Annotated in this window: 12 protein-coding genes and 2 pseudogenes; 9 read left to right on the top strand and 5 right to left on the bottom strand. The window is 70.9% G+C overall.

Features of this window, described 5'->3' with window-relative positions; genetic code table 11:
- Window positions 1–82: 82 nt before the first annotated feature.
- Window positions 83–982: an MBL fold metallo-hydrolase gene (locus tag ABD811_RS25585; protein WP_344952557.1), complete on the bottom strand. Its 900-nt coding sequence runs from the start codon at window positions 980–982 to the stop codon at window positions 83–85.
- Window positions 983–1,017: 35 nt separating this feature from the next.
- The gene (locus ABD811_RS25580; protein WP_344952555.1) at window positions 1,018–2,229 is read right to left on the bottom strand and encodes an MFS transporter; all 1,212 of its coding nucleotides are present in this window, start codon (window positions 2,227–2,229) and stop codon (window positions 1,018–1,020) included.
- 135 nt (window positions 2,230–2,364) lie between these two features.
- On the opposite strand from ABD811_RS25580, the gene ABD811_RS25575 reads away from it, so the two are divergent.
- From ABD811_RS25575 to ABD811_RS25555, 5 genes and pseudogenes are all read left to right on the top strand, one after another.
- Window positions 2,365–2,574, top strand: a complete 210-nt coding sequence (locus tag ABD811_RS25575) for a hypothetical protein (protein WP_344952553.1) — start codon at window positions 2,365–2,367, stop codon at window positions 2,572–2,574.
- On the top strand, window positions 2,561–3,949 hold the full coding sequence (locus ABD811_RS25570; RefSeq protein ID WP_344952551.1) for an amidase: 1,389 nt from the start codon (window positions 2,561–2,563) through the stop codon (window positions 3,947–3,949). The genes ABD811_RS25575 and ABD811_RS25570 overlap by 14 nt, the downstream gene beginning before the upstream one ends.
- An 82-nt stretch (window positions 3,950–4,031) precedes the next feature.
- Window positions 4,032–4,595, top strand: a complete 564-nt coding sequence (locus tag ABD811_RS25565) for a TetR/AcrR family transcriptional regulator (protein ID WP_344952549.1) — start codon at window positions 4,032–4,034, stop codon at window positions 4,593–4,595.
- A 521-nt stretch (window positions 4,596–5,116) separates the two neighbouring features.
- Window positions 5,117–5,481 (top strand): annotated as a pseudogene (locus ABD811_RS44040) (DUF2867 domain-containing protein); the annotation flags it as partial.
- Between the two features lie 74 nt (window positions 5,482–5,555).
- Complete coding sequence (locus tag ABD811_RS25555) at window positions 5,556–6,044, top strand: hypothetical protein (RefSeq protein ID WP_344952545.1); 489 nt, start codon at window positions 5,556–5,558, stop codon at window positions 6,042–6,044.
- A 151-nt stretch (window positions 6,045–6,195) separates the two neighbouring features.
- Here ABD811_RS25555 and ABD811_RS25550 read toward each other — a convergent pair whose 3' ends face one another.
- Complete coding sequence (locus tag ABD811_RS25550) at window positions 6,196–6,429, bottom strand: hypothetical protein (protein WP_344952774.1); 234 nt, start codon at window positions 6,427–6,429, stop codon at window positions 6,196–6,198.
- A 51-nt stretch (window positions 6,430–6,480) separates the two neighbouring features.
- Window positions 6,481–7,192, bottom strand: a pseudogene (locus ABD811_RS25545) (IS5 family transposase); the annotation flags it as partial.
- 358 nt (window positions 7,193–7,550) lie between these two features.
- Between ABD811_RS25545 and ABD811_RS25540 the strand changes: the two are divergent.
- Complete coding sequence (locus ABD811_RS25540) at window positions 7,551–9,101, top strand: protein kinase domain-containing protein (protein WP_344952543.1); 1,551 nt, start codon at window positions 7,551–7,553, stop codon at window positions 9,099–9,101.
- Between the two features lie 594 nt (window positions 9,102–9,695).
- On the opposite strand, the gene ABD811_RS25535 is transcribed toward ABD811_RS25540, so the two are convergent.
- Window positions 9,696–10,913, bottom strand: a complete 1,218-nt coding sequence (locus ABD811_RS25535; protein ID WP_344952541.1) for a hypothetical protein — start codon at window positions 10,911–10,913, stop codon at window positions 9,696–9,698.
- 670 nt (window positions 10,914–11,583) lie between these two features.
- Here ABD811_RS25535 and ABD811_RS25530 point away from each other — a divergent pair.
- The 3 genes from ABD811_RS25530 (at window position 11,584) to ABD811_RS25520 (ending at window position 13,284) form a co-directional block, all read left to right on the top strand.
- Window positions 11,584–11,982, top strand: a complete 399-nt coding sequence (locus tag ABD811_RS25530; RefSeq protein WP_344952539.1) for an ester cyclase — start codon at window positions 11,584–11,586, stop codon at window positions 11,980–11,982.
- A gap of 24 nt (window positions 11,983–12,006) precedes the next feature.
- Window positions 12,007–12,282, top strand: coding sequence for a hypothetical protein (locus ABD811_RS25525; protein WP_344952537.1), 276 nt, complete (start codon window positions 12,007–12,009; stop codon window positions 12,280–12,282).
- 231 nt (window positions 12,283–12,513) lie between these two features.
- Window positions 12,514–13,284, top strand: a complete 771-nt coding sequence (locus tag ABD811_RS25520) for an ABC transporter ATP-binding protein (RefSeq protein WP_344952535.1) — start codon at window positions 12,514–12,516, stop codon at window positions 13,282–13,284.
- Window position 13,285: the final 1 nt, after the last annotated feature.

Raw genomic sequence — 13,285 nt, 5'->3', positions numbered from 1 at the left:
ACCGAAACGGAAGCGCCGCCGCCGTGCCGCTACAGACGCCGTCACGAATCGATGGCCGGGCGAGGCACGTGTGCACGGCGGGTCAATGGTGGGCCGGAGGGACGGGGGTGAGGCGGTAGCCGGTGCCCCGGGTGGTGACTCGGCCGGCGGTGGGCGGGGGGAAGTGGGTGCCCAGCAGGAGAGTGTCGGTGTCGGCGAGCGAGTCGAGCAGTGAGCGGCGCGTGGCCTCGGCTTGGGCGGGATCGATGTCGACGCAGCTGCCGATGGAAGGGTGGGCGAGCTGCACGGGGTGGTGCACGCAGTCGCCCGTGATCAGCGCGGTCTCGCCGTGACTGCTCACCTGCACGGCGACGTGGCCGGGGGTGTGGCCGGGGGTGGGCAGGAGACGCAGGCCGGGGGAGATGTCGATGCCCTCCGCCGGAACGTCGATGAGGTCGAGCAGGCCCCCGTCCTCGATGGGATGCACCGAGTCGCGGAACATCTGCCGCCGCGGCTCGTCCATGTCGTATCCGGCCCAGAACTCCCGCTCGGCCCGGGAGGTGACGTAGCGGGCGTTGGGGAAGGTCGGTACCCATTCGCCATGCGATTCCCGCGTGTTCCAGCCGACGTGGTCGGTGTGCAGGTGCGTCAGGATCACCAGGTCGACGAGTTCGGGGGAGAAGCCCGCGGCCGTGAGGCGGGCGAGGTACTCGGTTCGGAGGTCGTGCCAGGCGGGGTTGGCCCGCGTCTTGCCGTTGCCGATCCCGGTGTCGACGAGGACGCGCAGCCCGTCGACGGACAGGGCGAAGCTGTGGCTGTCGATGCGGAGGACGCCCTCGTGGTCGGCGAAGTCGGGACGGAGCCATTCCTGTTCCGCGACGACGCCGGCGGTGGCGGCGGGCAGCAGCCACGGTCCGGTCGCGGGCGGCAAAGGGATCTCGTCGATGCGGTGGACGGTGACATCGCCCACGGTCCAGGAGGGGACGAGGACGTCGGTGGTCATGTGCATGTTCGTTCGCGCCTTTCTTCGATCGTGTGTCAGGAGCGCCGGCGTGGTGCGGTGAGTGCCGCGAGCGCCACCAGGGCGAGCAGAGCGGCGGTCGCGGCGTAGGCGTGCGACGTGAGGTCCAGGCCGTACCGTTCGGTGGCGGCGCCCGCGGCGATGGCGGGCAGGCTCATCGACAGGTAGCTGAGGACGTAGTAGGCGGCCAGGGTCGCGGCGCGGTCGTGTTCGGAGAGCGCGGCGAGCGTCATGCGCAGCGCGCCTTGTGACACGGCGCCGAAGGAGACGCCGGCCAGGGCCGCTCCGCCGAACAGGGCGGGCAGGCCCCCGCCGTGCAGGCCGCCCAGGGTCAGCGCCGCGGCCGGCACGACGGCGCAGCTTCCGGCCGTCGCGCCGGTGACCGCGGACGTCCGCCGGAGCGTCCACACGGTGAGCGCGGCGGCGGCGGTGACGGTGAAGAAGAGCATGCCGCCGGCTGCCTCGGAGGTGCGGGGCGCGACGAGGCGGACGAGGGCCGGTCCCAGGGAGGAGTAGAAACCGCCCAGGGCCCAGACGGCGACGACGCCCGTTCCCGCGAGCAGCAGGGCGCGGCGGGCCGGGCCCGGGACGGCGAGGCGGGGACGCAGGGAGTGCCACGCCCCTGCACGTCGGCGGGCCGTCTCCGGGGTGAACGCGATCGCGATCGCCTGCGCGGTGAACAGCGTCGCCAGCAGCAGGTACACGGTGACCGTGGGCGCGGGCGCGTACCGGACGAGCAGCGTGGAGGCCAGCACGCCGGCGGCCATGCCGCCCACGGGGGCGATGCCGTTGGTCAGGGCGGACCGGCCCGGGTGAGCCGGGCTCTCGAGGTCGAGGAGGGCGGCGCCCGCGGCGCTCGTGGCCGCACCGGTGGCGGCCCCCTGCAGGATCCGGGCGGCGATCAGTGCGCCGGAGCCGTCCGCCGCGGCGAGCAGCAGCATGGCGGCCGCCTCCAGTACGAGCGCGCCCGCGAGGACGGGGCGTCGCCCGAGGTGGTCGGAGAGCCCTCCGGTGGTGAGCAAGGACAGCAGGAGCGTCAGGGAGTAGGCGCTGAACACGAGCGTGACGGTCAGCGCCGACAGGTCCCATTGGTCCTGGTAGCGGGTGTAGAGCGGGGTGGGAGCGCTGGACGCCGCCAGGAGGGCGCCCAGGACCGAGGAGTGGAGGACGAAGGACCCGCGGGGCGTCGCACAGCGGCCCGCGAGTGCGCCCGGCGAGGCGCTGGACATGAAGACTCCTACCTAAAAGCAAATCGTTTGCTTTAAGTGCAGCGTAGGGCCTATCGTGCACTAAAGCAAACTTTTAGCTTTTGCGTGCGGGGCGGTCCCGTCCCGCCGCTCCCGACCGATCAGGAGACACCGCCCATGTCCGACGCCGGACTCACACCCGCGGAGGCGGCCCGCTGGGCCGTCCTTTCAGGGATCCCGCTGGCCGCCGACCGAAGCACCGCGGTCGCCGCCACCGCCGACCACATCCGCTCCGTCGTCTCGGTCCTGCGGGAACTGGACTTCGGGGACACCCCGCCCGCCGCCGCGTACCGCGCGGGAGAGGAGGAGTGCGATGCGGCCGTATGAGCTGTCCCTGACCGCCGCCGCCGACGCGATACGGGCCCGGCGCCTGTCGCCCGTCGAACTGGTCGACTCGGTGCTCGACCGCATCGCGCAGGTGGACCCCGGCCTCGGGGCCTATGTCACCGTCACGGCGGAACGGGCACGTCAGGCGGCGCGCGAGGCCGAACGCGAGGCCGCGGCCGGCCGCTTCCGAGGCCCGCTGCACGGCATCCCCATGGGCCTGAAGGACCTGATCGACGTCGCCGGCGTGGCGACCACGGCGAGCTCCCGGGTCCGGGCCGATCACCGTGCGGACGCCGACAGCACGGTCGCCGCGCGGCTGGCCGCGGCGGGCGCGGTGCTGGTCGGCAAGACCCACACCCACGAGTTCGCCTACGGGCTGACGACCCCGCAGACGCACAACGCCTGGGACCGCGGCCGGGTCGCGGGCGGCTCCAGCGGCGGGTCGGCCGTCGCCGTGGCCGCGGGCGCCGCGACCTTCGCCCTGGGCACCGACACCGGCGGATCGATCCGGGTGCCCGCCGCGCTGAACGGGGTCGTCGGCCTGAAACCGACGTACGGCCTGGTCCCCCGGCACGGCGTCACGTCGCTGGCCTGGTCGCTGGACCACGTCGGCCCCGTCACCCGCACCGTCGAGGACGCGGCGCTCGTCCTGTCCGCCCTGGCCGGGCACGATCCCCGCGACCCGGCCTCCCTGTCCGTCCCGGCCGCCGACTACCGGCCGAGCCCGGGCACGAGCCTGGCGGGCCTGCGCGTCGGGGTGCCGCGCAACCACTACTTCGACCGTGTCGACCCGCAGGTGGAGGCCGCGGTCCGGCGGGCCGTCGAGCGGCTGGAGTCCCTCGGCGCGCGGCTCGTCGAGGTCGAGATCCCGATGACGCGCTACATCCAGGCGACGCAGTGGGGCCTGATGGTCCCCGAGGCCACCGCGTACCACGAGAGGACGCTGCGGGCGGTGCCCGACCTGTACGCGGCGGACGTCCGCGTCCTGCTGGAGGCCGGTGCGCTGATGCCCGCCGCGGACTACCTGCGCGCACAGCGGTCCCGGACGCTGATGCGGCGGGCGTGGGCGCGCCTGCTGGACGAGGTCGACGCCATCGCCGCACCGACGGTCCCGGTGGCCGCGGTGCCGGCCGGCCAGGAGTCGATCACCTGGCCGGACGGCACGGCCGAGAGCGTCTCCGACGCCTACGTGCGGCTGTCCGCCCCCGCCAACATCACCGGGATCCCGTCGCTGTCCGTCCCGGTCGGCCGGGACGCGGCGGGCATGCCGGTCGGCATGCAGCTGATCGGGCGGCCGCTCGGGGAGGCCGTGCTGCTGCGGATCGGACACGCCTACGAGCAGACCGAACCGGCCCGCGAACTCGCCGCCGCGTAGGGGCCGGCCCGGTCCTGGACGGCCGGGCCGGCCCGCACCACCGCCGAGCCTTGACGCAACGGATTCGCTTTAAGCTGGTCGTATGAGCCGCAGGCCGATGGTGCGCCCGGGTGGGCGCAGTGCCAGAGTGCAGACGTCGGTGCACACCGCCGTCCGCGAGCTGGAGGCGGAGCTGGGACGTGACGCGCTGACGGTGCCGCTGGTGGCCGCTCGCGCGGGGGTCACCCCGTCCACGATCTACCGCCGCTGGGGCGACCTGCAGGAGCTGCTGTCGGACGTGGCGGTCGAGCGGCTGCGGCCCGAGACACCACCGGAGGACCGGGGAGACCTGGCGTCCGATCTCGACGCCTGGGCCGAGCAGTTCCTGGAGGAGATGGCCTCTCCTCCCGGCCGCGCCTACATCCGCGACGCGCTGCTCGGCGACCCGGACGGCGACAACGCGGGCCAGTGCTCGGCCTACGCGGCCGAGCAGATCAAGGTCATCCTGGCTCGGGCGGCCGGACGCGGGGAGCCCACGCCCGACGTCGAGACGGTCATCGACCGTGTCGTCGCGCCGATCATGTACCGGATCCTCTTCCGCCCGGCGGGACTCGACGCCCCGTACGCACGCCGCCTCGTCGCAGGGCTCCTCGCCGCGACCAGCTGACCCGGTCGATATGGGGTCCGCGCTTGCCGGTGACCGCAGAGGCTAGGAACGGGGCGCCGCTCGGCCGGGTGCGGGGGAGCGGATGGGCGACCGGTCGTGCCTGGCGACGGGGGCCAGCGGTTACATCGGGGGACGGCTGGTGCCTGAGCTGCCAGCAAGGCGCCCTCCGCCGGGCGCGCCCGAGACTGACGCGGGCGCGACTCCCGCGCCACCAGATGCGGTGCATTGCCCGTTCGGCGCGGCGGCTGCGCGACCATCCGTGGGCGGGACGTTCGTCTGACCGCAGATGGAGTGAGGCGGTCAGGTTGCGGCTGGCGGCCGTCCTGGCGGCCGCGTGGAGATCGCCGAGGCCGACGCGACAGACCTCGAGTCGACCGGGCGCGCCAAGGACGGCGTAGACGTCGCCCACTACCTGATCCACGCGATCGCCAGGGGGCACGGCATCGCCGAGGTCAACCGGCGGGCGGCGCGGTGTTCGGCGCGGGGGCGTGGGACGGCTGGTCTACCTGGGCGGCATGACCCCCGCCGACCGGCTGCCGCCGCACCCGGCGTCCCGGGCCGAGGTCGAGCATGGACGATCGGTCCTGTGCCACGAGCGCGTCCGCCGAACGGCTGTGGCAGGTCGTCGAAGGCATCGGCGGGGAGCACGGCTGGTACTCCTTCCCGCTCGCCTGGTGGGTCCGGGGCGTCATCGACCGGCTGGTCGGCGGCGTTGGGCCTGCGGCGGGGCCGCCGCGACTCCAGGCGGCTGCGCGTCGACTTCTGGCGCGTTGAGGAGATCGAAGCGGGACGGCTGCTGCGGCTGCGCGCGCAGATGCGCCTGCCTGGCCTGGCGTGGCTGGAACTGGGCGTGCGCGAGCAGGGCGGCCGCGCCAGTCCACACCCAGCGGGCGCAGAACGCTCTAACCTTGACCGCGTTGTGGTTCGTTGTGGAACCGGTCATGACCGAGGGGACCCACCATGCTGGCGCTCGTCCTGCTGTTCGGTTTTCTGGCCGGAATGATCACCGCCTTGGTCGTGGTCGTCTGTGGCGTTGTGATGGCCGTCCGGCATTGGCGGCGCTCCCCGGCCGGGCGGCTGAGAGCGGCCGCGTTCCTTGCTGTCGGAGTGGCCATCGGCGTGTACGCCTGGGGGATGGCGTACACGGGAATGGCGGTGCTGGAGGCAGAGGACGGCGGTACGGACTCCTCCCCGCTCAGGCCATGCCGAGGGGAGGCCGACCCCGCGACGGTGGCACGGGTCATCGACTACCGGGTCGGTTTGGTACCGCTCCGCTTCGAATGCCACCTGGCCGGCGGTGGAAGCTACACCACCTCGTCGGTGCCCGGATACGTCAACCCTGTCGCATGGATGCTGGGAGCGGCGGGGCTCATCGGTTTCATGGTTTCAGCGGCGTCCTCGAAGCGGCCGTCCCGCACGTCGAACGACGAGGCCGGCGTGGTGCTGTGACCGCTCCGGAAGTCGGGGAACGTCGGAACGCAAGGTCACGCTTAGCACCCCGCTGACCCCCGCCTTGCGGAAAAGCACCGCCAACAGCGAAACCCGAACGTCGGGGGACAAGAAGAACACCAAGTCTGGTCCTCGAACCGGATCACCCGGGTCATTTACGGTAGACACCGTTTGATCTGGTGAGTTGCGGTAGCAGATCGGCGGCGATGCCGACGAAGGGGCCGCTCGGCTGTAGGCGTCCATGCCCGCCTTGGGCATCGGCTTCTCCCTGTGCGGCATTCTCGGCCAGCACGGACAGGTCGGCGAAGTCCGGACCAGGCGGGAGCCCGCAGGACAGTTCGACCATGTCGCCGCCCATCCGTGGTGCCCGCGTCTCCGTCGTCACCGCGGCATCTCGAAACCGGAGACGATCACGGCGTTGGTGTCGGCCGCCGCCTGCCGCAGCGGCTTCAGCCAGGGAGTGTCGGGGTTCGCGTTCGTAGCGACGGTGCAGGCGGCGGCAGGCGTTCAGCCAGGACGCGGTCCGTTCCACGACACAGCGAGGCGGCCCACCCTGGTGGAGGACTGGATGCCGCGGCGGGCGATGCACGGGGTGATGCCTCGCGCACGCAGCCAGGCGTGGTCATCTTCCTTGTCGGCGTGCAGCCTGCACGGTCGCGGGCGGCGCGGGCCACGGCGCGAGCGGATCGGCGGGATGCCCTCGGCCAGCCGCCGCGACGCCGACTTGCCGTGGGTGTTGGCGGCCAAGAACCCGACACACAGCGGCACTCCGACACACGACCAGCAGATGGATCTTCGCCCCAGGTTTGCCGGGGTCGACAGGACTGGGGCCTGCCAGCTCCCCCTGACCGCGCGGACGCTGGCCGAGTCGTATCGCGCACCGCGACCAGTTCAGCTCACGGGCCGCGCCCAGCCTGCCCAGCATGATCCGGTGCAGCTTGGCCCACACTCGGACGGGCCTGGGGCCACGTGTGCGAAGCGGCGATACACCGTCTGCCAGGACGCGCCGAACACCCTCGGCAACTGCCGCCACGTGCAGCCCGTGGTGGCCACGAACATGATCGCCGCGGCACCCTTCCGATCGCCGTACCGGCACCGCCCGCCACCTGCGGCCGCGTCGGCGACGGTGGCACGACCCGCTTGAACAACCCCCAACTCGTCCTGCGGAGGTCTGGGCTCGCAGGTGCACGTAGCCGGTCAGGGCCGCCGTTACAGCCCGGCGCACCAGCCGGGGTTTCGGCGCCCAGCGCCCAGCGGCACCTGCCCGGCGGTGCCGTTGGTGACCAGTCCCAGGAGCCGGTGCTCACAGCCGACGTAGTTGTGTCCCAACGCGTCGGTGTCCTTGGCCGCCTCCGAAAGGTCGACGGGTAGGCAGCTGTGCCGCCATCTTCCACCTGTTCAGGACACGGACGGCCGGATTTGAGACGATCTCGACGGGTTGATCAGACATGGATGTTCCTATGAGATAAGTGCACTGGAGCCGCTGAGACAGGGAGGATTCGCCAGGTGGCCGATGCGGACGGGCAGGTGCTAGCGGGCCGATACCGGCTGGTTCACCGGCTGGGGGCGGGCGGCTTCGGCGAGGTCTGGCGCGGGGTGGACGAGCGCCTTGAGCGCGAAGTGGCGGTGAAGGTCCTGCTGGGCGGCGCAGACCCGCAGGCCGCCCGACTCTTCGAACGCGAGGCCAAACTCGGCGCGAAGCTGGCGCATCCCGGGATCACCGTGGTGCACGACGTCGGGGTCGACTCCTCCCGCTGGTTCGTGGTGATGGAACTGCTCGGCGGCCGGGACCTGGCCGCGGTGCTGGCGACCAGCCCGCAGGGCCTGGAGATCACCGAGGTCGCCGAGTGGGGCGCGCAGGTCGCGGAGGCGCTGGCGGTGGCGCACGCCGCGGGCATCGTGCACCGCGACATCAAGCCCGCCAACCTGATGTTGCTGGACGGCGGACGCATCAAGGTCTGCGACTTCGGCATCGCGCGAGCCGCCGGGGCCACCGCCAGCGTGACCGCTCAGGGGTACGCCTCCCTGGCGTACGCGGCTCCCGAGCAGCTTTCGAACGAGACGGTCGACGCGCGTGCCGACCTGTATTCGCTGGGCTGCACCCTGTACCACCTGATGACCGGGCGCCCGCCGTTCTCCGGAGACACTCCGATGGCGATTCTGGCGGGGCACCTGTCCAGGACGCCCGACCTGCCGAGTTCACTGCGCGCCGAAATCCCCTCCGCCCTCGACGAGATCCTCTTGGAACTCCTGGCCAAGAGTCCCGCCCAGCGTCCGGACGACGCCACCGTGCTCGCCGCCCGGCTGCGCGCCGCCGCCGCGGGGCAGCACCCTCCTGGCGCGCGGACCCGGCGCATGGGGTCGGCGAACACGCCGGATCCCCAGGTGGAGGGAGCGGTTTTCCTCGGCACCATGGACTGGAACGCCACAGCGCAGGAATTCCGCGGCCGCGACTACCAGACCTTCACCGCCGTGTTCCTGCCCGGAAAAGACACGCGCGGCGCCTCCGTATGGGGTGACGGTATCTACACTGATGATTCTTCGATCGGTTTGGCGGCGGTTCATGCCGGCATCATCTCCTTGAGGCAGGGGGGAACGGTCACGTTCCAGACTCGTCCTGGCCGGGAGTCGTATGCCGGAGCGAAACGCAATGGTGTCTGGACCTCCGCCTGGGGCTCCTGGTCGGGCAGCTTCGTCTTTCCCCTGCCGCAGCCGGCGGCGCACGCGAGCCGGCCGGTCACGGAACCGGTTTTCCTCGGTGTCATGGATTGGGGTGCCACGGCGGCGAGCTTCCGCGGCCGTAATGACGAGATATTCACCGTCATTCTCCCACCCGGAGGAAACGTGCGCGACGGCAATGTGTGGGGTGACGGTATCTACACTGATGATTCTTCGATCGGTTTGGCGGCGGTTCATGCCGGCATCATTTCCCTGAGGCAGGGGGGAACGGTCACGTTCCAGATCCGTCCTGGCCGGGAGTCGTATGCCGGAGCGAAACGCAATGGTGTCAAGACCTCCACCTGGGGCTCTTGGTCGGGCAGCTTCGCGTTTCACTGACCTCCGCCGTCAGCGACCGGCGCACCCGCGCGCAGACCTGAGTGCGGCGATCTCCGCCGGCAGAACGATGCACCGTGAGGCGGGCCGCCGCCCGATCAAGACCTGGCGGGTCCCGCCCGGATCACCGGTCGTCGGCGCCGGTGCTCGCCAGGACGGGGCTGTTGACGTGATTGTTGGGGGATGGGCCCTCGAATCGCCTCGGAGAGGGGACGCACGCGATGACGCCGCGGATCGGTTCCCGGTAGTACTGGCCCATCAGGAGGGGGGCTTCGCTTCATGGAATGGCCGCGCATGACCAGGCGTGCGGGGTCGGCGCCCGGACTGGGCGGCCAGGAAGCGGGCCGCGCGCGAAGTGCTCCACCGGGATGTCCTGCGAGGCCGCCGACAGGCCCGGCGCCAGGGCCAACGCCTCAATCGGGCGGTTGAGCAGCGGGCTCTGTGAGGGGGCGTCCCGCGCTCGCCGTCCGCTCGGCTTCGCGTCAGCGATTCCGGTCCGCACCGCCTCCCAAAGCACCCAGAAGACGGTTCTGAAAACTGGCCGACCGCCCCAGCCCACAAGGCCGGGCCGGGGCGGTCGGCCGAGAGGCCAGGGTGTCAGGGCGTCAGCGTGACCCTCTCGGACTGGAATTCGGTGCGGCCCAAGAATGCGGTGACGAAGACGTCCGAGGGCTCGTCGACAGGGACGGACGTCGCCTTGAAGGTGGCGGATGTGGAACCCGCGGGGATGGTCACCGGGGTCTGGACGTCCAGAATTCCCCAGCTCGGCTGCAGGAAGACCTCGGTGTCGATATCGGAGGGGCCTGCGAGGGTGATGGTCCCTTCGAAGGACGTGCCGCTCTTGGCCGATTCGGGCAGGGTGACCGCCGTGATCCGGGGATGGATCGTGATCTCGAGGAAGGCGGTGGCCTGGAAAGCGGTCGCCTTGAGCAGCACGCGGGTCGTCTTGGTGACATCGCTGGTGCTGAGGGAGAAGCCCCCGCTGGTGCTGCCCTCGCCGATGTAGACGGAGCTTGTCTCCAGCCGCACGGCGGGGTTGTCGTCGACGACGCTCACCTGCACCGGCACGCCGCTCTCCGGGGCCGGGTTGGCGAGCTCGACGTGGAACTGTTCCCAGTGCTGCAGTCCGTAGAGATCACCCGAGTATCCGGGGCGGATGCTCACCTTCTGGCTGCCGTCGAACGGGGGAACGAGGACCTTCGACGCGGTGAGAGTGCGGGTCCCCAGCGTGAAGGAGATGGTGACCTTGGTGTCCTGGGTGACCGGGCGCACCTGGATTCCCGACCCCGTGATCACGCCGTAGCCCCCCGCGCTGATGAGGACCGTTTCGGGCACCGTCACCGCGGGATTGTCGGAGGCCAGCCGCACGATCGTCCCGCCGGCGGGGGCGGGACCGGTGAGGCCTATGTTCACGCTCACGGAGTTGGGTGCCGACGACGGCGGAATCTCCACCATCTTCAGCCCCGGGTAGACGTTGAGGTCATGGTTGAGGGACTGTCCTTTGTAGCCGGCGGTGACATGCGCGACGTACTGAGGGCCCTCGACCAGCGCGGCGGTCATGGGAACGGCGGCGCTTGTCTGCCCAGGCCGCACCGTGATGCTGGCCGGGACGGTGAGCGACGACCGGTCCGAGCGCAGCGAGATCTTCACGGGGGAGCGGGGCGCGCAGCTCAGGCTGACCGCGCCGGATACCTTGTCACCCGCATAGGCCACCGCGGGCGCGGTGAACCCGGTCAGCGTCGGACTGCACGCGGCGGCCGATGCCTGCTGACCGGGCACCGCCAACAGGGCCGCCGGCAGCAGCGCAGCGACCACTAGGCTTTTTCTCATCAATCCCCCATCTGATCTGATCGACGGATCGAGACCGTGCCGGGGGGACGGGGCCCGCGTCCCACGAAGCAGGTCATCGACAGTGAGGACGCCTAAGATCGTCTAAAGCCTGACGCCGTGGCCACAAGCGGACTAAAACGCTCAAGACTGGCAAAACGCCTACCTCACCGCAGGCCACCGCCCCCATCCTGCTGTCGCCCCGGCTCGCCGGACTTCTCCGGCGTCTTGACCAGCGAGGTTGTCGACAAAAGAGCGCCGGCGCCTCCGGGCCGGGGCTGTCTCCAGCCGATACGCCGCCACATTCGCGGGTCCAGCCACCGTCCGGCCACACGCGGACGCCACCCCGGCGACGAGCGTTTCCAGCCAGCGGCGTGTCCAGCCGCATAGGGTCCGCAGGCGGCAACGAGACGCCTGCCCAGAATTCGACTGAAATGCCCTGCGTCTTCGATGCCGCCGCCCATGTTGCGGACAACGTGACGGGGCCGGCTCGCCGAACTCGTCCGTCCGAGGCGTACGAGTGGTGCGGGAAACGGATGCGTCTTGCGCAGCCACCGGAAGTGGCTTGCGGGGTAAGGGGGGTGACACCCGCAGGGGAGTCGGAGAGGGGCGGTCTGAGGCGACGGTACGGGTGAGGATGCCGAACGAGGGGGTCTGCATGATCGCGACGTTGTACGAGCGGTGGCTGCTGGAGATGTGGGCCGGGGACTTCCGGCTCGCCCACGAATTGGTCACGCCCGGCTTTGTCGGGCACTGGCCGGAACGGGAGGTGCGGGGGCCCGAGCAGTTGATCGAGGCGCTGGCCCAGGCGCACGCCCCATTCGACGACGTCACGGTGACGCTGGATGTGGGGCCGATCGTCGACGGTGAGCGGGTCGCCGCGCGGTGGACGTTCGGCGGGCGTTACAAGGGCGGCATGCCCGGCGCGACCGCACCCCCGGGCACGGCTGTCTCGTTGAGCGGCCACGACATCCTGAGGGTCGAGGGCGGCCGGTTCGCGGAGTACTGGGTGATCTCCGACGTCCAGACCTTCTCCCGGCAACTCGGCATGAGCTGAGAACCGGACGCTTCGTGGAGGGAGGTGGACGTTCAGGCGATCGTGGTGACGAAACCGCTGATCAGGGGGTGGGTACTGCAGGCGTTCGAGACGGGGGTTGATCAGGTCGGCAGCCTGATCGAGGGTACGGTGGCTGGCCGCGCACTCCTGCTCGTCAGCTCAGTGGTCCTAGTCGATGTCCAGCCCTGGGCACCAGCCCAGCTGTGCACGGCCGCACCGGACGCGCTGGCCCGGTCGGGCGGCCTGACACGGTGCGGCGGCGCGCCGTACCTGCACACCCTGCCCTTGCCGAACTCATGAGCTTCGGCCGTCTCGCGGTCCGGCGGATGCCGAAGCCATACCGGTCCTCTTCTGCGGGGCGCACCGGCACCCGAATGTGTAGCTGTGCGTAATGGTGATCACGACCGGTGCGGGATGGAGCGCTCGGTAGTGCCTGCACTACTTCGCATGGGCAACTGGCTGCATTGATGGGGCGGCACGCGCTTTCTAGCGTCGAAAGCCGTCGATTCAGGCTCCTGGAAGGTACCCGCCATGTCAGTGCCCCTGCCCGCCGACGTCGTCCGCCTCGAACGCGTCAGCAAGACGTACGGAGGTGATCAACCTGTCACGGCGCTGGCCGAGGTCGACGTCCGGTTCGCCCGTGGAACGATGACGGCGGTGATGGGGCCGTCCGGCTCCGGTAAGAGCACCCTGCTGCACTGCGCGGCCGGACTGGACCGGCCCACCTCCGGACGCGTCATGATCGGCTCAACCGATCTTTCGTCGATGTCCGAGAAGCGGCTGACCGAACTGCGTCGCGACCGGATCGGTTTCATCTTTCAGGCGTTCAACCTGGTGGGCGCGCTGACCGTGGAGCAGAACATCCTGCTGCCGGCACGGCTGTCCGGCAGGCGCCCGGACCCGGCGTGGGTCGCCGAGGTGATCGAACGGGTCGGGCTGGGCCCCCGCCTCGGGCACCGGCCGACGCAGCTGTCCGGCGGGCAGCAGCAGCGTGTGGCGATTGCCCGGGCGCTGGTCACCCGGCCTGAGGTGATCTTCTGCGACGAGCCCACCGGCGCGCTCGACACGCAGACCGCGGCCGAGGTGCTGGGCCTGCTGCGGTCGGTGGTCGACCAGGCCGGGCAGACGGTGATCATGGTGACCCACGACCCGGTCGCCGCGTCGTATGCCAACCGCGTCATGGTGCTGGCCGACGGGCGGATCGTGCGGGACATGCCCCAGCCCGGCGTCCAGCGGATCGCCGAACAGCTGGCGATGCTCGACCGCCGGCAGCGGCAGCCCATCACGAGCAGGGAGGGCTGAG

Source organism: Actinomadura miaoliensis (genome assembly GCF_039536785.1).
Classification (GTDB): Bacteria; Actinomycetota; Actinomycetes; order Streptosporangiales; family Streptosporangiaceae; genus Spirillospora; species Spirillospora miaoliensis.
Note: the sequence above shows the minus strand (reverse complement) of the source record. Positions and strands in the feature narration are given on the sequence as shown.

Bases quoted from the DNA above. Each gene is read 5' to 3' on its own strand.
- ABD811_RS25585 (WP_344952557.1), bottom strand. From the start codon at position 982: ATGACCACCGACGTCCTCGTCCCCTCCTGGACCGTGGGCGATGTCACC.
- ABD811_RS25580 (WP_344952555.1), bottom strand. From the start codon at position 2,229: ATGTCCAGCGCCTCGCCGGGCGCACTCGCGGGCCGCTGTGCGACGCCC.
- ABD811_RS25575 (WP_344952553.1), top strand. From the start codon at position 2,365: ATGTCCGACGCCGGACTCACACCCGCGGAGGCGGCCCGCTGGGCCGTC.
- ABD811_RS25570 (WP_344952551.1), top strand. From the start codon at position 2,561: ATGCGGCCGTATGAGCTGTCCCTGACCGCCGCCGCCGACGCGATACGG.
- ABD811_RS25565 (WP_344952549.1), top strand. From the start codon at position 4,032: ATGAGCCGCAGGCCGATGGTGCGCCCGGGTGGGCGCAGTGCCAGAGTG.
- ABD811_RS25555 (WP_344952545.1), top strand. From the start codon at position 5,556: ATGCTGGCGCTCGTCCTGCTGTTCGGTTTTCTGGCCGGAATGATCACC.
- ABD811_RS25530 (WP_344952539.1), top strand. From the start codon at position 11,584: ATGATCGCGACGTTGTACGAGCGGTGGCTGCTGGAGATGTGGGCCGGG.
- ABD811_RS25520 (WP_344952535.1), top strand. From the start codon at position 12,514: ATGTCAGTGCCCCTGCCCGCCGACGTCGTCCGCCTCGAACGCGTCAGC.